Origin of the sequence: Anaeromyxobacter paludicola, assembly GCF_023169965.1 — a bacterium.
GTDB classification, from domain to species: domain Bacteria; phylum Myxococcota; class Myxococcia; order Myxococcales; family Anaeromyxobacteraceae; genus Anaeromyxobacter_B; species Anaeromyxobacter_B paludicola.
The window spans coordinates 1721746-1744428 of the sequence record NZ_AP025592.1; the positions used below are offsets into that span (position 1 = coordinate 1721746).

At 74.7% G+C, this 22683-nt stretch carries 21 protein-coding genes and 1 tRNA gene; 12 read left to right on the forward strand and 10 right to left on the reverse strand.

Annotated features, from left to right (window positions below):
• Positions 1-6 precede the first annotated feature (6 nt).
• The gene (ttcA, locus tag AMPC_RS08100) at positions 7-867 is read right to left on the reverse strand and encodes a tRNA 2-thiocytidine(32) synthetase TtcA (protein WP_248345641.1); all 861 of its coding nucleotides are present in this window, start codon (positions 865-867) and stop codon (positions 7-9) included.
• Positions 868-990: 123 nt separating this feature from the next.
• Between ttcA and AMPC_RS08105 the strand changes: the two genes are divergently transcribed.
• Positions 991-1254, forward strand: coding sequence for an FYDLN acid domain-containing protein (locus tag AMPC_RS08105; protein ID WP_248345642.1), 264 nt, complete (start codon positions 991-993; stop codon positions 1252-1254).
• A gap of 27 nt (positions 1255-1281) precedes the next feature.
• Here AMPC_RS08105 and AMPC_RS20490 read toward each other — a convergent pair whose 3' ends face one another.
• Entirely contained in the window at positions 1282-1947 is a 666-nt protein-coding gene (locus AMPC_RS20490) for a carboxypeptidase regulatory-like domain-containing protein (RefSeq protein WP_263009639.1), read from the reverse strand.
• Between the two features lie 116 nt (positions 1948-2063).
• On the opposite strand from AMPC_RS20490, the gene AMPC_RS08115 reads away from it, so the two are divergent.
• From AMPC_RS08115 to AMPC_RS08140, 5 genes are read left to right on the forward strand one after another with little or no spacing between them, the layout of a single operon-like run.
• Positions 2064-2981 carry a COX15/CtaA family protein gene (locus tag AMPC_RS08115; protein WP_248345643.1) on the forward strand — a complete coding sequence of 306 codons (918 nt, stop codon included), beginning with the start codon at positions 2064-2066 and terminating at the stop codon, positions 2979-2981.
• A gap of 3 nt (positions 2982-2984) precedes the next feature.
• On the forward strand, positions 2985-3884 hold the full coding sequence (gene cyoE / locus AMPC_RS08125; protein ID WP_256466135.1) for a heme o synthase: 900 nt from the start codon (positions 2985-2987) through the stop codon (positions 3882-3884).
• Entirely contained in the window at positions 3881-4855 is a 975-nt protein-coding gene (locus AMPC_RS08130) for an ABC transporter ATP-binding protein (RefSeq protein ID WP_248345644.1), read from the forward strand. Before cyoE ends, AMPC_RS08130 begins: the two co-directional genes overlap by 4 nt.
• The gene (locus AMPC_RS08135) at positions 4852-5643 is read left to right on the forward strand and encodes an ABC transporter permease (RefSeq protein ID WP_248345645.1); all 792 of its coding nucleotides are present in this window, start codon (positions 4852-4854) and stop codon (positions 5641-5643) included. The genes AMPC_RS08130 and AMPC_RS08135 overlap by 4 nt, the downstream gene beginning before the upstream one ends.
• Entirely contained in the window at positions 5640-6056 is a 417-nt protein-coding gene (locus AMPC_RS08140) for a DUF420 domain-containing protein (RefSeq protein WP_248345646.1), read from the forward strand. The genes AMPC_RS08135 and AMPC_RS08140 overlap by 4 nt, the downstream gene beginning before the upstream one ends.
• A gap of 192 nt (positions 6057-6248) precedes the next feature.
• Here the strand turns inward: AMPC_RS08140 and AMPC_RS08145 are convergent, their stop codons facing one another.
• On the reverse strand, positions 6249-6914 hold the full coding sequence (locus AMPC_RS08145) for an SCO family protein (protein ID WP_248345647.1): 666 nt from the start codon (positions 6912-6914) through the stop codon (positions 6249-6251).
• A 61-nt stretch (positions 6915-6975) separates the two neighbouring features.
• Here AMPC_RS08145 and AMPC_RS08150 point away from each other — a divergent pair, with 61 nt between their 5' ends.
• Together AMPC_RS08150 and AMPC_RS08155 are read left to right on the forward strand one after the other, a co-directional pair.
• Positions 6976-7842, forward strand: a complete 867-nt coding sequence (locus AMPC_RS08150) for a c-type cytochrome (protein WP_248345648.1) — start codon at positions 6976-6978, stop codon at positions 7840-7842.
• A 117-nt stretch (positions 7843-7959) separates the two neighbouring features.
• Positions 7960-8032, forward strand: a tRNA-Ala gene (locus AMPC_RS08155).
• Between the two features lie 36 nt (positions 8033-8068).
• Here the strand turns inward: AMPC_RS08155 and AMPC_RS08160 are convergent.
• Complete coding sequence (locus tag AMPC_RS08160) at positions 8069-9220, reverse strand: mechanosensitive ion channel family protein (protein ID WP_248345649.1); 1152 nt, start codon at positions 9218-9220, stop codon at positions 8069-8071.
• Between the two features lie 229 nt (positions 9221-9449).
• Here AMPC_RS08160 and AMPC_RS08165 point away from each other — a divergent pair, with 229 nt between their 5' ends.
• Together AMPC_RS08165 and AMPC_RS08170 are read left to right on the forward strand one after the other, a co-directional pair.
• Positions 9450-12488 carry a methyl-accepting chemotaxis protein gene (locus AMPC_RS08165; protein WP_248345650.1) on the forward strand — a complete coding sequence of 1013 codons (3039 nt, stop codon included), beginning with the start codon at positions 9450-9452 and terminating at the stop codon, positions 12486-12488.
• A gap of 28 nt (positions 12489-12516) precedes the next feature.
• Positions 12517-15405, forward strand: a complete 2889-nt coding sequence (locus tag AMPC_RS08170) for a methyl-accepting chemotaxis protein (protein ID WP_248345651.1) — start codon at positions 12517-12519, stop codon at positions 15403-15405.
• A 170-nt stretch (positions 15406-15575) separates the two neighbouring features.
• Here AMPC_RS08170 and AMPC_RS08175 read toward each other — a convergent pair whose 3' ends face one another.
• From AMPC_RS08175 to AMPC_RS08200, 6 genes are all read right to left on the reverse strand, one after another.
• The gene (locus AMPC_RS08175) at positions 15576-16640 is read right to left on the reverse strand and encodes an LPP20 family lipoprotein (RefSeq protein ID WP_248345652.1); all 1065 of its coding nucleotides are present in this window, start codon (positions 16638-16640) and stop codon (positions 15576-15578) included.
• Between the two features lie 42 nt (positions 16641-16682).
• Positions 16683-17999: a COG3014 family protein gene (locus tag AMPC_RS08180; protein WP_248345653.1), complete on the reverse strand. Its 1317-nt coding sequence runs from the start codon at positions 17997-17999 to the stop codon at positions 16683-16685.
• A gap of 15 nt (positions 18000-18014) precedes the next feature.
• Positions 18015-18611, reverse strand: a complete 597-nt coding sequence (locus AMPC_RS08185; protein ID WP_248345654.1) for a penicillin-binding protein activator LpoB — start codon at positions 18609-18611, stop codon at positions 18015-18017.
• 23 nt (positions 18612-18634) lie between these two features.
• Positions 18635-19228, reverse strand: a complete 594-nt coding sequence (locus AMPC_RS08190; RefSeq protein ID WP_248345655.1) for an LPP20 family lipoprotein — start codon at positions 19226-19228, stop codon at positions 18635-18637.
• Between the two features lie 65 nt (positions 19229-19293).
• Positions 19294-19779, reverse strand: a complete 486-nt coding sequence (locus AMPC_RS08195; RefSeq protein WP_248345656.1) for a GNAT family N-acetyltransferase — start codon at positions 19777-19779, stop codon at positions 19294-19296.
• Positions 19780-19788: 9 nt separating this feature from the next.
• The gene (locus tag AMPC_RS08200) at positions 19789-20067 is read right to left on the reverse strand and encodes a hypothetical protein (RefSeq protein WP_248345657.1); all 279 of its coding nucleotides are present in this window, start codon (positions 20065-20067) and stop codon (positions 19789-19791) included.
• 190 nt (positions 20068-20257) lie between these two features.
• Between AMPC_RS08200 and AMPC_RS08205 the strand changes: the two genes are divergently transcribed.
• Both AMPC_RS08205 and AMPC_RS08210 read left to right on the forward strand, forming a co-directional pair.
• A complete protein-coding gene (locus AMPC_RS08205; RefSeq protein ID WP_248345658.1) occupies positions 20258-21004 on the forward strand; it encodes a response regulator in 747 nt (248 codons plus the stop codon).
• 156 nt (positions 21005-21160) lie between these two features.
• A complete protein-coding gene (locus AMPC_RS08210) occupies positions 21161-22681 on the forward strand; it encodes a hypothetical protein (protein WP_248345659.1) in 1521 nt (506 codons plus the stop codon).
• Positions 22682-22683: the final 2 nt, after the last annotated feature.

Sequence of the window (22683 nt, forward strand, 5' to 3'; positions counted from 1 at the left end):
CGGCCTTCAGCGCCGGCCGATGGTGAGCAGCGCCTGCGCCTCCGGCGGCAGGTCGCCGCAGCCCTCGTCCTCCTCGTCGAGCCAGGGATCCTCGGCGCCCGCCTCGGCGAGCCGGGCCTGCAGGCCGCGGTCGAGCAGGTGCGACGGCACGACCGTCTGCAGCGCGTTGAGGAGGTTCCCCTTCACGTTGGGGTTCTCCGCCGAGAGCTGGCGCAAGAGCTCCTTCACCTTCTTGCGGCGCAGGTTGGGCTGGCTGCCGCACAGGTCGCACGGCACGATCGGGAAGCGCATCAGCTCGGAGAAGCGGGCGATGTCCTCCTCCGCGGCGTAGCAGAGCGGCCGGATGACGACGTTCCGGCCGTCGTCGGAGCGGAGCCTCGCCGGCATGCTCTTGAGCCGGCCCGAGTAGAGCGCGCTGAGGAGCAGGGTCTCGATGAGGTCGTCGCGGTGGTGGCCGAGCGCGATCTTGGTGCAGCCGAGCTCGACGGCCTTGTTGTAGAGGATGCCGCGCCGGAGCCGCGAGCAGACGGGACAGGTGGTCTTCTCCTCCGGCACGAGCCGCTTCACGATGCTGTAGGTGTCCTCGGAGAGCATCACGTGCGGCACGCCGACCGACTCGAAGTGGCGCCGCAGCACGTCCGCGGGGAACCCGGGCTGCCCCTGGTCGAGGTTGGTGGCGACGAGGTCGAAGTGGACCGGCGCCCGCTCCTTCAGCCGCATGAGCAGGTGGAGGAGCGTGTAGCTGTCCTTCCCACCCGACACCGCCACCAGGATCCGGTCGCCGTTCTCGACGAGCTGGTGGTCGGCGATGGCCTGGGAGGCGGCCTTGAGCAAGCGCCGCTCGAGCCTGGTGATTTCCTGGAGCATGTGCCGTTCCTCGGCGCCCTCTATACCACCCCGGCGGGCCTTCGCGCCCGGCCGGCCATTTTCCTTTGACCGGCTCGGCGGTCCTGGGATAAACGCGCCTCTCCGGACGTTCCAGGAGCGTGCATGCCCGGCAAGGATCTCGGCACCAAGCACACGTGCTTCAAGTGCGGCGCCAAGTTTTACGACCTCAAGAAGCCAGAGCCCATCTGCCCGAAGTGCGGCGCGGACCAGCGTGAGCAGCCGGTCGCGAAGCCGGCCTCGGAGCGGCGGCGCGCCCCTGCGCGCCCGCCTGTCGAGGAGCCCGTCGCCACCGACGAGCTCGTCGAGGAGGGCGACCTCGAGGACCTCGACGACGAGGAGCCGGTCGAAGAGTCCGACGACGAGTAGGCGACCGCGCGCTGCCTCGCGCGCCGCTCACTCGAACCGGAAGCTCGCCGTCACCGTCCCCTCGGCCGGGACCTTCACCTCGAGGGTCCGCTCGCCGAGCGTCTCGTGCCAGGCGGTCACCGTCCAGTTGCCGGGCGGCAGCCCCGCGATGGCGAAGGTGCCGTCTGACGCCGAGACCGCCGCCGGCCCCTCGGTGGCGACCACCCAGGCCCCCATCCAGCCGTGCACGTCGCACCGGACCCGGACCGGGCCCGGGCGGTCGAGCTTCCGGGGCGCGCTCTGCTGGCCCTGCTGCGGCATCGCCAGGTTGAAGGCGGTGGCCTTGACCCGGTAGCCGTGCACGTTGTGGAGCACCGGATCGCCGTTCGCGAAGGCGAGCGTGCTCCCCACCGGCGCCGCCAGCACGTGCGGCCGGTAGCGGCAGCGGTCCTGCCCGAGCACCAGCCGGGCCGGTGAGCCGGGCGCCCCCTTCACCTGCACCACCACGTTCGCGAGCCGCCCGCCGGCGGTGACGAGCGACTCGTCCGGCTGCGACTCGCCGCAGGTGCCGTGGTCCTTCGTGACCGGGATCGGGGCGAGGCGCGGCACCGGGCCGCCGTACTCGACGACGCCGCGCAGCTCGCCGCTCCTCCCCGCCGAGGGCAGGGCGAGGAGGGCGGCCGCCGCGGCGAGCGCGGTTCTCCATCCGTTCATGCCGCCTCTCTACGCCGGGCGGCGAGCGAGCGAGCGTCCCAGGCGGGGCTCGCCCGGCGTGGGACCGAAACGGGGCCTGCCTCCCCTCCTGGCGACTCTTAAACAGACGGTCAGCCATGCGTGAACACCGGCTCGCCGTCGGCACGGCGCTCGCGACGTTCGCCCTCCTGGTGGTGGGCGGGCTCGTGCACGCCACCGGATCCTCCCTCGCCTGCCCGGACTGGCCGCTCTGCTACGGCCAGTTCTTCCCGCCCATGCGGGGCGGCATCCTCTTCGAGCACGGCCACCGCCTCGTGGCGCTCTGCGTGCTCACGCTCACCGCGGCGCTGACCGCGACGGTCTGGCGCCGCCGCCCCGATCCGGCGCTGCGCCGGCTCACCGCGCTCGCGATGGCGCTCGTGCTGGTGCAGGCCTCGCTCGGCGCGCTCACGGTGCTCTTCCGGCTGCCGCTGCTCGTCTCCTCGGGCCACCTCGCCACCTCGATGGCCTTCTTCTCGCTCGTCATCTCCCTGGCCTGGCGGCTCGACCCGCGCCCGCCGCCGCTCGAGGCCGCGCCCCGCGGGCTCGTCGGGATCGCGGCGCTGGCGGTCTACGCGCAGATCGTCCTCGGCGCGTTCGTGCGCCACACCGGGGCCGGCCTCGCCTGCAACGTCGAGATCCCGCTCTGCGCCGGCGGGCAGCTCTGGCCGGCCTGGGGGCCGGCGCAGCTCCACATGGCCCACCGCATCGCCGGCGTGCTCGTGGGGCTGCTCGTGATCGCCGCGTCGCTCCGGCCGCTCCGCGCGGCGGGCCGCGACGGCGGCCGCGCCCGGCTCCTCCTCGCCGCCGCCGCCCCGGTCCTCGTCCTCCTCCAGGTGTCGCTCGGGCTCTGGACCGTGGCGAGCTACGTCGCCATCCCGGTGGTGACGCTGCACCTCGCCGCCGGCGCCGCGCTCCTCGCCGACCAGGTGGCGCTCTTCCTCGCCCTCGGCGGCCGCCCGGCCGGCGCCCGCGAGGCCTCCCGCTCCGGCTCCCTCGCCCCCGCCCACGGATAGAACGTGCTCACCGGAACGACCGTCGCCGCCCGCCCCTCCCCGCTCGCCTTCGCCCGCGACCTCGCGCTGCTCGCCAAGCCGCGCCTCTCGTCCCTCGTCCTCTGCACCACCGCCGGCGGCATCTGGCTCGCGCCCGGGCACGTCGAGGCGCCGCGCGCCCTCGCCACCCTCGCCGGCACCACCGCCGTGGTCGGCGCTGCCAACGCGCTCAACAGCTGGCTCGAGCGCGACACCGACGCGCTCATGCGCCGCACCCGCGACCGGCCGCTCCCGGCCGGTCGGCTCGACCCCTGGGTGGCGGTGGCGCTCGGGCTCGCCGTCCCCGGGGTGGCCATCCCGGCCCTGGCGCTCTTCGCCGGGTCGCTCACCGCGTTCCTGGCCGCCCTGGCGCTCTTCACCTACGTCTGCCTCTACACGCCCCTCAAGCGGCGGAGCCCGCTGGCGCTCTTCGTGGGGGCGGTGCCGGGCGCCATCCCCCCGCTCATGGGCTGGACGAGCGTCACCGGCCGGCTCGACACCGGCGGGCTCGCCCTCTTCGCCCTGCTCTTCTGCTGGCAGCTGCCGCACTTCCTCGCGGTGTCGATCTACCTCGAGGAGGACTACCGCCGCGGCGGGCTCCGGGTGTTCTCGCTCGTGCACGGCGAGCGGGCCGCGCAGGGCTGGGCGCTCGCCTCGGTGCTCCTGCTCGTCCCGGTCTCGCTCTGGCTCCTGCCGCTCGGGCTCGCCGGCGCCGGTTACGCGGCGGTGGCGCTCGTCGGCGGCGCGCTCCTCGCCGGCCACGCGCTCCACGGCCTCACGCAGCCCCGGCCGCTGACGCGCTGGGCGCGCACCTTCTTCCTCGGGACCCTCGTGTACCTCACCGCGCTCTTCGCCGCCCTCTTCGCCTTCTCGCGGGCCCCGTGACCGCCGCCGCCCCCCGCCGTCCCCCGGCGCCGGCCGCGCCGCCGCGCCTCGCCGCCCGCGCGCTCGCCTTCCGCTACCGCGAGCGGGAGGTGCTGCGCGGCCTCTCCTTCGAGGTGGGGGCGGGCGAGATCTTCGGCGTGCTCGGCCCGAACGGCGCCGGCAAGAGCACGCTCTTCTCCATCCTCACCGGCCTGCGCGCGCCCGACGCGGGGGAGCTGCTCCTCGACGGCGCGCCGGTCCCGTTCGGCGACCGCGCGCTGCGGGCCCGGCTCGGCGTGGTGTTCCAGGAGCCGAGCCTCGACGCCAAGCTCACCTGCGAGGAGAACCTGGTCCTCGGGGCGGCCCTCTTCGCGGTGCCGCGCGCCGAGGGGCGCGCCCGGGCCCGGGCGCTCCTGGAGCGGGCCGGGCTCGCGGCGCGGGCCAGGGAGCCGGTGTCGCGCCTCTCCGGCGGCATGCGGCGCAGGCTCGAGCTCGCCCGGGCGGTGATCCACCGCCCCGCCATCCTGGTCCTCGACGAGCCGACCAGCGGCCTCGACGCCGCCGCCTTCCGCGCCACCTGGGAGGCCATCCAGGCGCTCCGGCGCGAGGAGGGGCTGACCGTGCTCCTCAACACCCACCGCCCCGACGAGGCCGAGCAGTGCGACCGGCTGGCGGTGATGGCCGAGGGACGCATCGTGGCCTGCGAGCCGCCCGAGGCGCTCCGGTCGCGGGTGGCGGGGGACGTGCTGCAGATCGAGGCGGCCGATCCGGAGCCCCTGGCCCGCGAGATCGCGCTCCGCTTCCAGGTCCCGGCCCGGGCGGTGGACGGCGCGGTCGTGGTCGAGCGCGAGCAGGGGCACGTGCTCGTGCCGCGACTCGTGGAGGCCTTCCCGCCGGGCCGCTTCCGCTCGGTCTCGGTCCGCCGGCCCACCCTCGCCGACGCCTTCCTCGAGATCACCGGCCGCGGGCTCGACGCGGAGGTGGCGCCGTGACCTCGGGGCTGCGCTACGACCTCGCCACCGTGGACGTGCTCTGGCGGCGCGACCTCGCCCGCTTCTTCCGCCAGCCCTCGCGGCTCGCCGGCGCCCTCGGGCAGCCGGTCCTCTTCTGGCTCATCATCGGCTCCGGCATGGCGTCCACCTTCCGGATGCCCGGCTCCGACCAGGGCTACCTCCAGTTCTTCTACCCGGGCGTGGTGCTCATGGTGGTGCTCTTCGCGGCCATCTTCACCACCGTGAGCGTCATCGAGGACCGGCACGCCGGCTTCCTGCAGGCGGTGCTGGCCGGGCCGGGGTCGCGCGGGGCGCTGGTGGCCGGGAAGTCGCTCGGCTCGGCCTCGGTGGCGCTCTCGCAGGCGGCGCTCTTCCTGCTCCTGCTGCCGTCGGCCGGCTTCTCGGCGCTCTCGGTGCGCTGGCCGCTGCTCCTCGCCGCCCTCTCCCTCGCCGCGGTGGGGCTCGCCGCGCTCGGCTTCGCGGTGGCGTGGGCGGTGGACAACGTGCAGGGCTACCACGCCATCCAGATGACGCTGCTCGTGCCGCTCTGGGTGGTGTCCGGCGCCATGTTCCCCGCCTCCCCGGAGCACCCGGTCTTCGCGGCGGTGATGCGCGCCAACCCGGTGGCCTACGCGGTGTCGGCCACCCGGCGCGCCCTCGGCGGCCCGGACGCGCCGGGCGCGCTGCCCGGCGGCGCGGCGGTGGACCTCGGCGTGCTCGCCCTCTTCGCCGCCGCGGCGCTCGGCCTGGCCGCCCTGGCCGCCCGGCGGAAGGGGGGCGCGCGGTGACCCTCGGGGCGCTCCTCCCGACCGTGAACGCCGCGCTCAACGCCACGAGCGCCGCGCTCCTCTTCCTCGGCTGGCGGGCCATCCGCGCCGGGCGGCGCGACCTGCACCGGGCGCTCATGCTCTCCGCCTGCGGCAGCTCGGTGCTCTTCCTCGCCGGCTACTTCACCCGCATCGCGCTCACCGGGACCCACCGCTACCCGGGGAGCGGCGCGGCGAAGGCCGTCTACCTCGCCGTGCTCCTCTCCCACACCCTGCTCGCGGCGGCGACGCTGCCGCTCGCGCTCCGCACCCTCTACCTCTCGCTCGGCCAGCGCTTCGCGGAGCACCGGCGGGTGGCGCGCTGGGCCTTCCCGGTCTGGATCTACGTCTCGGTGACCGGGGTGGTGGTGTACGTGATGCTGTACCGGCTGTGAGAAGGTGAGCGCACCGCACTGCTGGCCGCCCCTCCCCTGCCCTCCCCGCCCAGCGGGGAGGGAGTGGGCGGCGGGGGGTCAGCACGTGCTCCACGTCCCAGCGGGAAGCCACCGGGCCGCGAGCTCTTCCCCTCTCCCGCGCCAGCGGGGGAGGGCCAGGGAGGGGGCGCGGCGCAGCGCGGCCCGGGACGCTCAGCCCCGGTTCACCAGCAGCCGCGCGTCGCGCACGGCGTGCTCGACCACGAACTCGTCGTCGGTGTCGTAGTAGCCGCGGATCCGGCCCTGCCCGTCCACGAGGACGAGGTGGCTGCCGTGGAAGATGCCTTCGAGGCGGCCGTCCTCCTTCTGCTGCTTCTCCATCATCACCTTGAGCCCGTTCACCACGGTGTCCTTCACCGTCTGCTCGGGGCCGGTGAGGAAGCTCCACCGGCCGGGCGCGGCGCCGTGCTCCTTCGCGTAGACGGCGAGCCGCGCGGGGGTGTCGTAGTCCGGATCCACGCTGATGGAGACGAGGCGCATCCGCGGGCCGAGCGGCTCGATCTCGTCCTGCACCCGCCGCATCTTGGCGGTGATGGCCGGGCAGATGGTCTCGCAGCGCGTGTAGAGGAAGCTCGCGAGCCAGACCTTCCCGTCGAGCTCGCGCGTGCCGAACGGCTTCCCGTCCTGGTCGAGGAGCTGGAAGGCCGGGAGCTGGGCCAGCACCGGCAGCTCGCGCGGCGGCGGCTCGTGGCGCAGGTTCCAGGCGAACGGGGCCAGCGCGGCCCCGATCACGCCCAGCCAGACGGCGGCGAAGGTGAGCTTCACGGCGCGTCGCCCTTCCCAGGAGGACGGAGGCGCCGGGGCGGCGGCGGTGGTCATGGCGCGCTCTTAACGGGACCGGGACGCGGGCGGCAAGGCGCCCTAGAATCCCTTTCGAGTCGTGCCGATCCCCTCCCTCCACCGAGTGAACCTCCGCCGCGCGCTCGCCGCCCTCGCTGCCGTCCTCGTGACCGGCTGTGAACGGGACCTGCCGCGCCGCTTCAGCGCGCCCGTGACGCTCGGCGGGGTGAACGTCCCGCCCGGCCGGCTCGAGGCCGGCGAGCGCGCCTACCTGCGCTACTGCCGGAACTGCCACGGGCTCGAGGGCGACGGCCGCGGCCCCATGGGCGTGCACCTCTCCCCGCCCCCGCGCGACCTGCGGCTCGGGATCGTGAAGTTCGCCTCGGTGCCGGCGGGCGCGCTCCCGACCGACCAGGACCTGGCGCGCATCGTCCGCTCCGGCCTGCGCGGCACCGCCATGCTGGCGTGGTACGGCGTCTCCGACCGGGAGCTCGCCGACCTCGTGCAGTACGTGAAGACCTACGCGCCGCGCTGGCGGGAGGAGGAGCCCGGCGAGCCGGTGGCCCCCTCGCCCGATCCCTGGTCCGGGCGCGAGGCGGAGGCCCGGGAGCGCGGCCGCAAGGTCTACCACGGCCTCGCCCGCTGCGCGGCCTGCCACCCGGCCTACGAGAGCCGGGAGGAGCTGGTGCGCGACGCCGCCGAGCTGGGCGCCGCCCCCTCCGACCTCCGCCCGGACCTCTCCACGGGGCTGGTGCAGCGGTCGGTGGACTTCGGCCTCGACCTGCGCGCCCCGGATCTGAGGCGGGACGAGCTGCGCTCGATCCGCCGGGGGAGCCGGCGGGAGGACCTCTACCGGGTGATCGCCGCCGGCGTGGGGGGCACCAGCATGCCGAGCTGGAAGGGCGCGCTGCCGGAGGAGGACCTCTGGGCGCTGGTCCACTACGTGGACGGGCTGGCGCGACCGTGACCGCCCCGCCGGCCCGGAGCCGAATCCACGCGGCTCGTGCCGGAGGCGCTTGACACCAAGGGGGTCAAACCGTTAACTAAGCGCCCTCTCGCGACCTCGAGAGGTTTCGTGTTGCACGGGGCTGTAGCTCAGCTGGGAGAGCGCTAGAATCGCACTCTAGAGGTCGTCGGTTCGATCCCGATCAGCTCCACAACGGAAGGGCCCGGTCACTCCGACCGGGCCCTTCTCATTTCCGGCCCTCGCCGCTCCGCTCCTCTTCGGTTCGCCCGTCCCCGGCGGCCGCGCCGCCGAGCCGGATGGTCTGCGTCGGGTAGGCGAGCGCGGTGCCCGCCCGCTCCACCACCTCGAGGATGCCCACCAGGAGCCGCTCCCGGACCGGGAGGAACTCGTCCCAGGAGAGCGAGAGCCAGGCGTTCACCTCGACGTCGAGCGACGACGAGGAGAGCCCGGTGAGCCGGACCATCACCCCCTCCGGCCAGAGCTTCTCCTCGCGGCGGAGCAGGGCCTCCACCCCGCCCAGCACCTCGCGCAGCTGCGCCGCGCGCGTGCCGAGCACGAGCGGGACCTTCACGTAGAAGCGCACCCGGTCGCGCGCCGCCACGCTCTCGATCCGCAGGTCGGCGAGCTTGCCGTTCGGGACCGTGACCACCGTGCGCTCGAGGGTCCGGACGCGGGTGGAGCGGAGCCCCACCGACTCCACGGTCCCGCTCGTCCCGCCCTCGAAGGTCACGTAGTCGCCGACCCGGAACGGCTGGTCGAGGCTGATGGCGACCGAGCCGAAGAGGTTCTCGACCGTCTTCTGCGCGGCGAGGGCGAGCGCGATGCCGCCGATGCCGAGGCCGGCGATGAGGCTCTCCACGTGATAGCCGAGCTCGGTGAGGAAGCTGATGACCGCGAGCGAGACCACCGCGATCTTCGCCACCTTCCGGCCGATGGGGAGGAGCGAGCTCGTGACCGGGCGGCTCCGGCTCCAGGGCGTCTGGCCGAGGAACTGGAAGCCCACCTCGACCGCGCGCAGCGCGCCCCAGAAGAGGACGAGGAAGGTGGCGGCGTGGAGCAGCCGGTCGATCGCGCCGGTCGCCTCGTCGTCGAGGCCGAGGCCGCGCGTGAGCACGTAGGCCGAGACGAGGGCGCAGAGGGCCGAGAGCGGCCCCGCCACCCGCTCGAGGAGGACGTCGTCCCAGATCGTGTGGGTGCGCCGGGAGAGCCGCTCGAGCAGCTTCCGCAGCGCGAAGCCGAGCAGGCGGCCGGCGGCGGCCGCGAGCACGAGCACCACGGGGATGGCGAGCCACTGCCACCAGGGCAGCCCGCGGGGCCCTTCCCGCATCAACGGCTCCGGGAAGTGCGGGGTGAACCAGGGTCGGACGGTGGGGGTCATGGACATACCTGTACCGCGGATCGGGGCAGGCGGCCGGACCGTCGCTCGGCGGGCCCGGCAGCCGGCGCGAGCGCCCCCCGGACCCCGGGGTCGCGCGCCACCCCGCGACCGATGGGCCCAACCCACCGGGATCCGGCCGGTGGTCGCGGCACGGAGACTGCTTCAGGCCACAGCGCCGAGGCGGGAACCGGGTTGCCCCCCACCCAGAGCCCCGGCCCACGAGGCGACCATGGCGAAGAAGCAGACCCGGATCAGCAGGAAGATAGTCCTCTCTTACGGGGTGACGCTGGCGCTCACCATCGTCATGGGCGTGCTCGCGTCGGTGGGGCTGCGGCGCATGAGCGGCCAGATCCAGCAGCTCGCCGAGAACGTCCTCCCGTCTTCCCTGGCGGCCGGCGAGATGATCGACGGCATCGACCTCGCCCAGCGCTCGGCCAACGCGCTCATGATCTTCTCGGCCGATCCGAGCCGGCGCGGCAAGATCTACGAGCGGTTCGACAAGGCGCTGAAGCAGGTGGAGGACGCGCGGGCGGCCTTCCAGAAGCTGCCGCACGACCCCGACTCCACGAAGGCCTTCCAGGCCATGGACGCGCCCTGGGAGGACTTCAAGCGCGTCTTCCAGGAGCTCGCCAGCAGCCTGCGCGAGCGGGACCGCATCGCCGCCGGCAAGCCGGCCGACGCCCCCGAGGTGCGCGCCGCCGAGGCCCGGGCCCTCGCCGCCTGGGAGGTGGCGCGGCGCGGCGCCGACCCGGTGCAGAAGGCGATCGCGGGGCTCAAGGAGGAGATGTCCGGCGACGCGACGGCCGCCCGGAAGGCGGGCGAGGAGATCGCCGGCTTCGCCATCGCCGTGCAGCTCGCGGCGGTGCTCGCCAGCATCGGCCTCGTCATCGCCCTCGCCTGGCAGCTCGTCCGCAGCATCGGCAGGGACGTGCGCGCCGTGGACGAGGAGGCCCGCAAGCTCGAGCAGGCGGTGGCCGACGGGACGCTCCAGGTTCGCGCCGACGCCGCCCGGGTGAGCCCCGACTTCGAGCCGGCCGTCCACGGCATGAACGCCACCATGGAGGCCTTCGCGAGCCGGTTCCGGGTGGTCGCCGAGCGGATGGAGCGCATCTCGCGCGGCGACCTCCCGCCCCACATCGAGGAGGAGGCCCGCGGCGAGTTCGCCGTGGCGAAGGACGCGGTGAACCGCTCCATCGACGCGGTCGGCGCCCTGGTGCACGAGGTGGAGCAGCTCGCGCAGGCCGGCGTCCAGGGCCGGCTGGAGGCGCGGGCCGACGCCTCGCGCCTGCAGGGCGAGTTCCGCGCCGCCGTGGAGCAGGTGAACGCGCTCCTCGACGGCGTGGAGCGGCCGCTCGCGGTGACGAGCCGCGCGCTCCACGACATGGCCGAGGGCCGGATCCCCGAGCGGATCGGCGGCGGGTTCCAGGGCCGCTACGGCGAGATGGCGCGCGCCCTCGACGCCTGCGCCGGCGCCTTCCAGGAGATGGTCTCGGCCATGGGCGAGATGTCCCGCGAGCAGCTCTCGGGCAACATCGAGGCCTACGTGGCCGCGGAGCGGTTCCACGGCGTCTACGGCGAGATGATGAAGGGGGTGAACGCCGGCGTCCGCATGCACGTGGACGCGGTCCTCGAGATCCTCGGCGTGCTGGCCTCGTACGCCGAGGGCGACTTCGCGCCGGTGCTGCGCCGGATGCCCGGGAAGCAGGCGGTCGCGAACGAGCGGCTCGACCTGCTCCGGGACAACCTCACCCGCTTCAGCGCCGAGGTGCGGGCGCTCTCGGCCGCCGCCGTGGCGGGGAAGCTCTCCGTCCGCGCCGACGCCGCCGCCTACCGCGGCGACTGGCGGGCGCTGGTGGAGGGGGTGAACGCCACCCTCGACGCGGTGGTCGGCCCGCTCCACGCGGCCGCCGGGCTGGTGGAGCGGATCTCGCGCGGCGACGTCCCCGCGCCGGTCGCCGAGCCCTGGCCGGGCGAGCTCGAGGCGCTGAAGCAGAACCTCAACCGCTGCATCGCGGCGGTGAACGCGCTCGTGGCCGACGCCCGCCTGCTCGCCGACGACGCCGTCGCCGGCAAGCTCTCCGACCGGGCCGACGCGAGCCGCCACCAGGGCGACTTCCGCAAGGTGATGGAGGGCGTGAACGCCACCCTCGACGCGCTCGGCGCGCCGGTGGCCGAGGCCACCCAGGTGCTCGAGCGGCTCGCCCGGCGCGACCTCACCGCGCGGGTGGAGGGCAGCTACCTCGGCGATCACGGCCGGCTCCGCGACGCCCTCAACCAGACCGCGAGCGCGCTCGACGCCGCCCTCTCCCAGGTGAGCAAGGCCGTGGCGCAGGTCTCCTCGGCCTCCACCCAGATCGCCTCGTCGAGCCAGGCCGTCGCGAGCGGCGCCTCCGAGCAGGCCGCCGCGCTCGAGGAGACCTCCGCCTCCCTCGAGGCCGTCGCCGGGATGGCGAAGCAGAGCGCCGAGAGCGCCCACCAGGCGAACCTGCTCGCCGAGGGCGCCAGCGCCGCCGCGGGCCAGGGCGCCGCCGCCGTCGAGCAGATGACCGGGGCGATGCGGAAGATCAGGTCCGCCGCCGAGGGCACCTCCGAGATCATCCGCGACATCAACGAGATCGCCTTCCAGACCAACCTGCTCGCCCTCAACGCCGCCGTCGAGGCGGCGCGCGCCGGCGAGGCGGGGCGCGGCTTCGCCGTGGTCGCCGAGGAGGTGCGCTCGCTCGCGCTGCGCAGCAAGGAGGCGGCCCAGAAGACCGAGGTCCTCATCCGCGACTCGGTGAAGCAGGCCGGCGAGGGCGAGGCCACCGCGGCGCAGATGACCGCCACCCTCTCCGAGATCGTGGGCGCGGTCGGCAAGGTGAGCGGCATCGTCGGCGAGATCACCGCCGCGGCCCGCGAGCAGGCGGCCGGCCTGCAGCAGGTGAACCGGGCCATCGGCGAGATGGACAAGGTGACGCAGCAGAACGCGGCCAGCTCCGAGGAGTCGTCCTCGGCCGCGAGCGAGCTCTCCGGCCAGTCCGAGGAGCTCGCCGCCATGGTGGGCGAGTTCCGGCTCTCGGGGACCGGCCCGGCCGCCGCGCGCGCCCCCGCCCCGAGGGCGGCGCCCCCGCGCGCCGTCGCGCCTCCGGCGAGCCGCCCCGCCCTCCCCGCGCCGGCGCGCCCGCCCCGCGGCGGGCCGGCGAACGGCAAGACCAACGGGCACGGCGGCATCGCGCTCCGGCCCGAGGACCTGATCCCGCTCGAGGGCGACGATCTGTCCGATTTCTGAGACCGCTCTCGCAGCACCCGAGGTTGCCATGCTCCGACCCCTGAAGACCGGCGCGAAGATCCAGCTGGCCTTTTTCGCCGCCAACCTCATCGCCCTGGTGATCGGGGTGGTGGCCTTCATCGGGACCCGGAGCCTCACCGCCCGGGTGGACGGGCTGGTCCTCGACTCCATCCCGAGCGTCCGGGCCATCCACCTCTACGACGAGGGGCACACCGCGGTGACCCGCTCGGTCAACCTGCTGGTGATGCGCCGGGCGACCGACCCGGAGCTCCGCAAGCGCCACCGGGAGTTCATCGCCCGCGCGTTCGAGCGGATCGACGCCGGCCGGAGCCAGTTCGAGAAGACGACCCACGACACCGCCATCTGGGAGCTCTGGAACAAGGTCGAGGAGCCGCTCTACACCTGGCGCGAGGCGGCCAACGACACCCTGAAGCTGGTGGACGAGCGCGATCGGCTGGTGGCGGGCGGCGTGGAGGCGGGCGGCCCGGAGACCCGCGAGCTCGAGAACCGGATCTGGCTGGCGTGGATGAAGCTCGAGCCGCTCGACCAGGGCGTCACCGGGATCACCCAGGCGCTCATCTCGGCGGTGGAGCAGGAGGTCGCCGCGAGCCGCGCCAAGGCCGAGCAGACCGAGCGCTGGGTGACCCTCGCCAACCTGGGCGGGAACGCGGCCGGCGTGGTGCTCCTCGCCCTGCTCGGCTGCTGCTTCGCCCGCAGCATCTCGCGGACGCTGCGCTCGCTGGTCCACGAGACCGACCGGCTGGCCGAGGCGGTGGCCCAGGGCACGCTCGACGTCCGCGGCGATCCCGAGTCGGTCCCGCCGGAGTTCGCGCCGGTGATCCGCGGCCTCAACGGCACGCTCGACGAGTTCGTGAGCCGCTTCCGGAGCATCGCCGGGTACCTCGAGCGCATCTCCAAGGGCGACGTGCCGGAGGCGGTGGCGGTGGACGCGAAGGGCGAGTTCGGCGCCACCCAGGCGTCGATCAACCGCTGCATCCTCGCCATCGAGGCGCTGGTCGCGGACGTGCGCACGCTCGCGCGGGCGGGCGCGGAGGGGCGGCTCTCGGTCCGCGCCGACGCCGGGCGGCACGGCGGGGAGTTCCGGGAGGCGGTCGCGGGGGTGAACGCGCTCCTCGAGGCGGTGGTGAAGCCGCTCGAGGCGAGCGCCGGGTACCTGAACCGGATCGCCCACGGCGACCTGCCGCCGCCGGTGGAGGGCGCGTGGCCGGGCGACCTCGACGGCATCAAGCAGAGCCTGAACCTCACCGTCGGCACGCTGCGGGAGCTGGCGGAGCGGATGCAGGAGATGACGCGGGCGCAGCTCGCCGGCGACGTGGAAGCGGCCATCGAGGCCGGCCGGTTCCAGGGCGTCTACCGCGAGCTCGCGGCCGGCGTGAACGCGGGCGTGCAGACGCACGTGGAGATCGTCCGCAAGATGCTCGAGGTGCTGACCGCGTACGCCGAGGGCGACTTCGCGCCGGAGCTGGAGAAGCTCCCCGGGAAGCAGGCGCGGGTGAACGAGCGGCTCGACGTCATCCGCGGCAACCTGCGCAGCGTCGCGGGCGAGGTGCAGGCGCTGGCCCGCGCGGCGGTGGAGGGCAAGCTCCACGTCCGGGCCGACGCGGCGAGGTTCCGGGGCGAGTGGGCCGGGCTCGTGGGCGGCGTGAACGCCACGCTCGACGCGGTGGTCTCCCCGCTCGACACCGCCGGCGGCTACCTCGACCGGATCTCGCGCGGCGACGTCCCCGAGCCGATCGCGGCCGCCTGGCCGGGCGAGTTCGAGAAGGTGAAGCAGAACCTGAACCGCTGCATCGTCGCCATCGAGGCGCTGGTGGAGGACGCCCGCGGGCTCGCCGAGGCGTCCGTGGAGGGGCGGCTCGAGGCGCGCGCCGAGGCGGCCCGGCACCTCGGCGACTTCGCCAAGGTGGTGGAGGGCATGAACGCCACCCTCGACGCGCTCTGCGCGCCGGCCGGCGAGGCGGCGGAGGTGCTGGCGCGGCTCTCCACCCGCGACCTCACCGCCCGCATGACGGGCCAGTACCTGGGCGGCCACGCCCGGACCAAGGAGGCCCTGAACCGCACCGCCGAGGCGCTGCAGGAGGCGCTCGCGCAGGTGGCGGGCGCGGTCTCGCAGGTCTCGTCGGCGGCCACCCAGATCGCCGCCTCCAGCCAGGCGGTGGCGAGCGGCGCCTCGGAGCAGGCGGCCACGCTCGAGGAGACCACCTCCAGCCTGGAGTCGGTGGCGGCGATGGCGAAGCAGAGCGCCGGCCACGCCCAGGAGGCGACCGGGCTCGCCGAGACCGCCAAGGTGGCCGCCACCCAGGGCGCGACCGCCATGGAGGAGATGTCGGGGGCGATGCGGAAGATCCGCTCCGCCGCCGAGGGCACCTCCGAGATCATCCGCGACATCAACGAGATCGCCTTCCAGACCAACCTGCTCGCCCTCAACGCCGCCGTCGAGGCGGCTCGCGCCGGCGAGGCGGGGCGCGGCTTCGCCGTGGTCGCCGAGGAGGTGCGCTCGCTCGCGCTGCGCAGCAAGGAGGCGGCCCAGCGGACCGAGGTCCTCATCCGCGAGTCGGTGAAGCAGGCCGGCGAGGGCGAGGTGACGAGCGGGCAGGTGGCCGGGAAGCTCGGGGAGATCCTCGGGACGGTCGGCAAGGTGACCGAGGTGGTCGCCGAGATCAGCGCCGCGGCCCGCGAGCAGGCCGCCGGCCTCGACCAGGTGAACCGGGCCATCGGCGAGATGGACAAGGTGACCCAGCAGAACGCCGCCAGCGCCGAGGAGTCGTCCTCGGCGGCGAGCGAGCTCTCCGGCCAGTCCGAGGAGCTCGCCGCGATGGTGGGGTCGTTCCGCCTGGCCGACGGCGCGGCGCCCCGGGCGCGGCCGAACGCGAAGCAGCTCGGGACCGGCTTCTAGCGGACCGCCACCCCCCCCCCTCGCCCTCCCCCGCTCCGCGGGAGAGGGGAAAGAGGGGCGCGGGGTGGGCCGCTACCGCAGGCTTCGTCCTGGGAGTCCCGCAGCTCCTCGCTGCGCTCCCTCCCCGCTCGGGCGGGGAGGGCTGGGGAGGGGCGGCCAGCGGCGCCGCGCTACTCCCCCGCGAGCTGCGCCTCGATCGCCGCCTTCACGCCGGCCGCCACCTTCTTGCCGAGCTCGGCGAGGGCGCGGCGCGCCGCCTCGGGCTGCTGCCCGGAGAGCTGCCGGTCCGTCACCTCGAACCGCCGCAGCGCCTTGCCGGTGCGGGCGTCGGCGAGGGTGACGGTGGCGGTGGCGCGCGCCTCCTTCCAGGGGCCGTTCCGCCGGTCCGGCTCGCCCTCGGCCACGCTGGCCTCCCCGGTGACCGCCAGGTCGGGGTCGGCGGCGCCGGCCGGCGCGGCCTGGAGGTGGAGGGCCGCGAGGCCGCTGACGGCGCCGGTGGTCGCCGCCTCGCCGGCGGGACCGGCCAGCGCGACCGTCACCACCAGCTCCGAGAGCGCCCGCTCGGCCGCGGCCGACGCGGCGGGCCAGTCCACGGTCGAGCCCGGCCGCTCCGACGGCGCGACCACGCGCAGGTCCTCGAGGACCGGCTCGCGCCCGCGCGCCAGGGCGGCGAGGCGGCCGGCGGCGGAGGCCCGCGCGAGACGGCCGTCGGCCGCGGCGAGCCGGGAGAGCCAGGGCGCCGCGGCCGCGTCGGCGGCGGCGAGGCGCGAGAGCAGCGCCTCCCGCGCCCGCGCCCGGTCGAGGGCCGCGAGCGCGAAGACCCGGCGGGTGTCGGGATCCTGCCAGACCTCGGCGATCTCCACGCCCACGAGCGCCTTGCGCGCGGTCGCCTCCACCTCCTGGCGCGCCCCCTCCGCGCGGGTCACCTGCGCCGGCCCGTCCCCCCGCGAGGCGGCGGTCTCCTCCTGGACCGAGCTCGTGCGGGCCACGATCTCGGTGCGGAAGACGGCCGCCACCTTGGCGCGGGCGCGGTCCTCGGCCGGGGTCCGGTCGTCGCCCTCGCCCACCCCGGTCACGTAACGGCTCGCGGGGTACAGCCCCACCCCGCCCGCGACCCAGTCCGGGCGCGCGCCGGCGGAGCCGGGCGCCGAGGCGAGCGGGCCGGCCGCGGCCCCGCCGGCGGGGCCGGCGCAGCCCGAGAGGGCGAGCATGAGGACGAGGGCTTCGCGGCGCATGGTGTGGCTCCTGACGGCGGCGCGGGGGGGCCGCGCGGGACTCTAGAAGGCGCTCCGGACGTGGACCCAGCTGCGCTTCCCCTCGACCACGTCGACCTCGAGGGTCTCCACCTTGAGCGGCGCGCCCGCCTGCGAGAGGTACTCGACCACGAGCTGGTGGTGCCCGGCCGGCAGCGGCAGGCGCGCCATGCGGATCTCGGCCGGCGCGGTGGTCCAGGCGCGGGTGTCGGCCACCTCGCTGCCGGCCGCGACCGAGCGGGCGAGCACGCCGGCCAGCATCCCGAACCCCTTGCCGGCCCGCTCCTCGACCTGCTTCTCGGCGACCTTGGCGAGCACGAACTTGATGGTGGCGCGGGCGATGGCGCGGACGCGGATGGCGGCGATCCGGTCGGCGAGCGCCTTGCGGGCGATGGCCGAGATGTCCTCCACGAGCTGCGTCTCGACCGCGAGCCTGCCGGCGCGGGCCCGCGAGCCGCGCACCTGATACGGATCCTGCACGTAGGCCGGGAAGGCGACCGTGATGGCGTCGGCCATGATCCCGGCGCGCAGGGCGTTGTTCACCTGCTGGTTGGTGCGCCCCTCCTCGTCGGCGCCGACCACCGCGACGGCGTCGTTCCAGGCCACCTGCACGCTCTGGCTCGTCTTGCGCGGGGCGATGCCGTTGTAGTGGAGCAGCACCAGCTCCCCCTGCCCCGGCGCCAGCGGCTCGGCGGCGAAGCTCGGCGCGGGCGTGCGGTAGTCGGTCGCGTACCACTCGTAGGCCTTGAGGGCTCTGTCGCGCGAGATGCGGGCGTCGTCCTGCCTCCCGGCCTCCTCGTAGAGGAGCGCCGAGAGGTACTGCGCGAAGGCGTCGTCCCGGTAGACCTGCTTGCCGGCGAGCTTGTCGTTGAGGCCGGTGAGGAACGCCGACACCTTGCGGGCCTCGACGAGCGCGTCGTCCTGCTGGTGCAGGTAGACGTAGTTGAGCGCCCGCAGGACGTGGAGGAGCGCGCGCTCGAACGGCTCGCCGCGGTAGTCGTCGGCGCCGTCGTTCCAGAGGAAGGTCGCGGCCGCCTTCGAGATGCTCTGGGTGTAGAGCGCGTCGAGCCGCAGCTCGGCCCTGTCGAGGAGCGCGTCGCTCTCGGCGTACTTGCCGGCGTCGTGCAGCACCGCCGCCTTGTCGAGCCAGAAGAGGACCTGGTTCCGCTCGCCGTACTCGTGCTCCAGGGCGTCGATGCGCGCCGCCGCCTCCTCGTAGCGCCCCGCGGCGAGCTGCTGGTGCAGGTCGCGCTTGTAGGCGGTGGAGGGGCCGGCGCAGCCGGCGGCGACGGCGAGCAGCAGCGCCGCGGGGAGGAGCCTCGTGGCCGTGCGCCCGCCCATCGTCGCCTCGGCTCGCTACCAGGTCGCGCTGGGCCGCTGGACGTTCTTCTTGATCTTCTTCTGCCCGTTCCAGACGATCTGGTTGGTCTTGAGGTCGGTGAGCTTGAGGTTCACCTGGTAGAGCACCACCACCTCGCCCTCGGCCCGGTCCTCCACGGCGTTGATGACGCCGTTGAGCGCGTAGTCGGCGCCGGTCTCCTGGCCGTGCGCCTTGCGCGTGTCCTCGGAGGCGTTGGCGTCCTGGTCGAACCGCTCCTGGCGCAGCTCCGCCCGCTCGGCCTTGCTGGCGATGAACGCCACCCGGCCCGAGTTGATGAGCGACCGCTGGAGGTCCTCGACGAAGGTGTCGGTGTTGATGTGCTCCATGCTCTGGTTGCGGACCGTCTGGACGATGACCGCCGGCTGGCGGCCCCCGGCGGCGGCCTTCTGGAGCCACGGGCGCGACAGGCTGTCGGCGATCATCTCCTCGGCCACGAGCCGGGAGTCGGTGTCGTTCCAGCGGCCGGAGAGGTCGCGGACCTCGTTCACGTCCATGCGGCGGACCGCGGGGGCGCTGCTGGCGCAGCCGGCGAGCGCGGCCAGGCAGGCCGCGGCGCAGAGGAGTCGGTTCACGGGCGTGCTCCGGGGCTCGGGGGCTACTGCGCCTTGGCGGTCTTGGCCGCCTGCCAGTCCGCCACCACGCCCTCGGCGCGGCGGTCGATCTCCTGCTTCATGGCGTCGGAGAGCCCCTTCGCCTCCTTCATGCCCTTGAGCGCGGAGGCGAAGGCCTGCGGGTCGATGGTGGCGAGCGCGTAGAACACCTTGGTCTGCTTGTTCTGCCAGGTGCGCTGGATGGAGACGCCGGTGAGCGTCTGCTCCACCACGTTCTGCGCCATGCTGCCGATCTTCTGGACCGAGTCCTCGCCGGCGCCCTGCTTCGAGAGGCTGTCCTGGGTGGCGCGGGTGAAGCCGTCCACCTGGCTCTTGATGACCGCGCCCATCTCGACGCGGGCGCGGGTGGAGGCGGTCTCGATGCCCAGGCTCTGCGAGGCGATGTTCTCCGCGATGCCGGTGGCGCAGAGGTTCCCCTTCAGCTCGGCGACCGGGCACGGGCCGGACTTGAAGCAGGTCCAGAGCGGGCCCTCGCACTCGCGGAACTCCTCGCGGACCGCCTCCTTCTGGCCGCCGGCGCAGGCGGAGAGGACGGCGGCGAGACCGGCCGACAGGGCGAGCTGGAAGCGACGGTTCATGGAACCCTCCAAGGGCGTGTTGGCCTCGGAGTGTGCCAAACGGGGGCCAGCTCCACAAGGGGTCGCTAGGCCGTGTCCTGGGCGGCCAGCCGAGCGAGCGGATCCCCCGTCAGGCGCATGGTGAGCCACTCCGGATGACGCCTCGCGCCGAGCCCCTCGTAGAAGGCGATGGAGGGGGCGTTCCAGTCGAGCACCTGCCAGACGAAGCGGCCGCAGCGGTGCTCGACGGCGAGCCTGGCGAGGCGGGCGAAGAGCGCCTTGCCGAGGCCGCGGCCGCGGAACGCCGGCTTCACGAACAGGTCCTCGAGGTAGAGCCCCGCCCTGCCCTGGAAGGTGGAGTAGTTGAAGAACCAGAGGGCGAAGCCGGCCGGGACCCCGTCGCAGAGGGCCACCAGGGCCCGGAAGCGGCGCTCCGGTCCGAAGCCGTCGCGGAGCAGATCGGCCTCGGTCGCCTCGACCTCGTGCAGCAGCTTCTCGTAGTCGGCGAGCTCGCGGATGAGCTGGAGGAGGAGCGGGACGTCCTCGGCGGTCGCTTCGCGGATCTCGATCATCCGCCCAGTCTACCCGCGGACGCGGGAGAGGAGCGTGAGCTGCGTGCCGGCCGGGATGGCGGCCCGCAGCCGCTCCGCCGTGGGCCGGACGGCGGCGCGGAGCGGGCGCCGGGGCAGCGGGGCGGGCGGCGCGGCGGGGCTCGACGCCAGCCGCGTCAGGAGCGCGCGCTGCGCCTCCGCGAGCTCCTCGCGGTCGCGGCGCGCGTCCTCGAGCTCGAGCCAGAGGTCCCAGAGGATGAAGCCCAGGCCGGCGAGGGCGAGCAGGAGGGCGCAGTCGAGGATCGTCATGGCGCGAGCATCCTCGCGCGCCGGTCTGACACCGGGCGCGCCGCCGCCCTCGCGCGCGCGGCGCACCCCCGCCTGGGTCGCCCCCACGAAGTTGCGCGCCCGGCGGCATGGTTCTACCCTGCGTCCGTGCCACGGGTCGCGCCGCCGGCGCCTCGTGGTAGACTCGGCCCGGCCCGAGGGGAGACGCCTGGTGGACGATGGCAGCCGCAGCCCGACGACGCGCGTCCCCCTCATGGTGCGGATCGGCGAGCCGGAGCCGCAGCGCCTCGCCGACGCCGTCGAGCGGCTCTGCGGCGAGGGCTACCTCCTCGAGACGGCCCGCAGCTTCGAGGAGGCCGAGCGCGTCCGGCTGGTCCTCACGCTGCGCGCCGAGCCGCACGAGCCGGTGGAGCTCGAGGGCGAGGTGCTGCGCCGCGTCCCCGGCGAGGACGGCGCGCGGCGCGGCGTGATGGTCTGGATCCCGCCCGACCGGGAGTCGGACCGGGCGCGGCTCCTCCGGCTGGTCGAGCGCGTTCGCGAGGGGGGCGTGCGCGCCACCCGGACCTGCCGGGTGCTGGTGGTGGAGGACAACGCCCTCGTGCGCCGGCTCTACGCGCAGGCCATGGAGCGCGTCGCCGCCGCGGCCCACCCGGTGGAGGTGCTGACCGAGTTCGTCGAGAACGGCGGCGACGCCTACGACCGGCTCCGGCAGCGCCCCATGATCGACCTCGTGCTGGCCGACCTGTACATGCCGGTCGTGGACGGGTTCGAGCTGCTCCGGCGGATGCACGCGGAGGCCGGCCTGAAGGCGACGCCGGTGGTGGTGCTCACCGCCGGCGGCGCGGAGGCCGCCGAGAGGGCGCACCAGCTCGGGGCGGAGACGGTGATGCAGAAGCCCGTGCGCATCGCCACCATCGCCGAGACCGTGGGGCGCCTGCTGCAGCTGCCGCAGGCCTGATCCCCGGCGACGCGCTCGCTCCTTCACGGTAGGTCACCTGGGCCGCCCCGGCGATGGCCGACCACTCCTGGGGAACGCCCCGCGTGTCCACGAGCCGTGGGAGGTGGGCCGTGGTGCGATTCGACCACGGTCATCACCACCGGGGAGGAGAAGGTCATGCATCGTGCGCTCACGTGGTCCGCGCTCGCGTTCCTCGTCGCCGCCTGCGGCGGCTCGGGCGGCCTCTCGCAGCAGGCCGCCGGCACCTCGGCCGACGGCGACTCGCTCGCGGCCTGCCGGCTCTCCCACGCCGTCTTCACGACCTTCGTGCCGGGCAGCGGCGGCTGCCTGGCCGGCGGCCCCGCCGGCGTGAACTGCAACCACTACGCGTCGAAGGAGGCGGTGTACGTGAGCGGCGGCCCGGCCTCCGCCGCGCTCGGGGCCGGGACGTACGTCTTCGACGTCATCGCGCCCGGCTCGGAGCACACCTTCCTCACCACCGGCGAGGGGCTCCTGAGCAGCGACCCCGCGTCGGCCCGGACGTTCACCGTGGACGCCGACGGCAGCCTCGGCTACGCCGGCGGCCACGCGACCAGCACGCGCGACGGGCGGACCATCATCGCGGTCGCGCCGTTCGCCGACACGCCCAACCCCGGCGGCGTCTACACGCTCGCGGTCTGCCGCGAGGGCGCCACCGGCCCGTGCGACTGCAAGTTCGACAACTTCAAGACCGAGAGCGCCGTCTGCCCGCCGCCGCCTCCTCCGCCCTGCGGCGCCCCCGCCGCCTCCTGTCCGGCGGCGACCTGCTCCGGCGAGACCGCCTGCGGCTGCGAGCCGCCGCCGCAGGTCACGGTGATGAAGTACTACGACATGCCCTGCCTCGACGGCGCGCTGAGCGGCTGCGAGCGGGGCATCGCCGGCTGGCCCATCGACTTCGCCGACGCGCAGGCCGGGACCGTGCTCACCGGCTGCGACGGCAAGGCGACCGTCACCCTGCCCCCCGACCACTACCGGTTCTCGGAGCGGGTCGCGGTCAACACCGTGAGCTGCGGCGGCCGCGAGCTCCCGGCCTGGGTGCAGACCGGCAACAAGGTGAACCAGACCGGCATCGAGGGCGCGCTGAAGGGCGACATGACCTACGAGCTCGACCTCGTCAGCGGCCAGGCGGTCACCGGCGTCAACTTCGGCAACGTCTGCCTCGGCCCCGGCGGCGGGCGCTCCCTCGGCTTCTGGGCCAACAAGAACGGCCAGGCGCTGGTCACCGACGACGACCTCGCCTACCTGCGCGGCCTCCACCTCAAGAACCTCGACGGCACCGACTTCGACCCGGGCACGAAGGCGGAGCTCTCCGCGTGGCTGCGCGGCGGGAACGCGTCGAACATGGCGTGCATGCTCTCCGTCCAGCTGGCCGCCTCGGCGCTGAACCTGCGGCACGCCCGGGCCGTGGGGCTCTTCGACGTGGTCGCGGTCTACGTGGAGGGCGAGGGCGTGGTGGCCATGGAGGCCCTGCTGCAGCTCGCGAGCGACGAGCTCGCCGCGCACCCCGTCACCCGCGGCGGCGCCGCGGCGCGGGCGTGGCAGGAGCGGCTCAAGGACGCCTTCGACCTCGCCAACGCCGGGTGCGGCTACGCCCAGCCCGACCCCGCCTCCTGCCCGGCGCCGGTGTTCTGCGGCGCGGGCTGTCCGAAACCGGGCTAGGA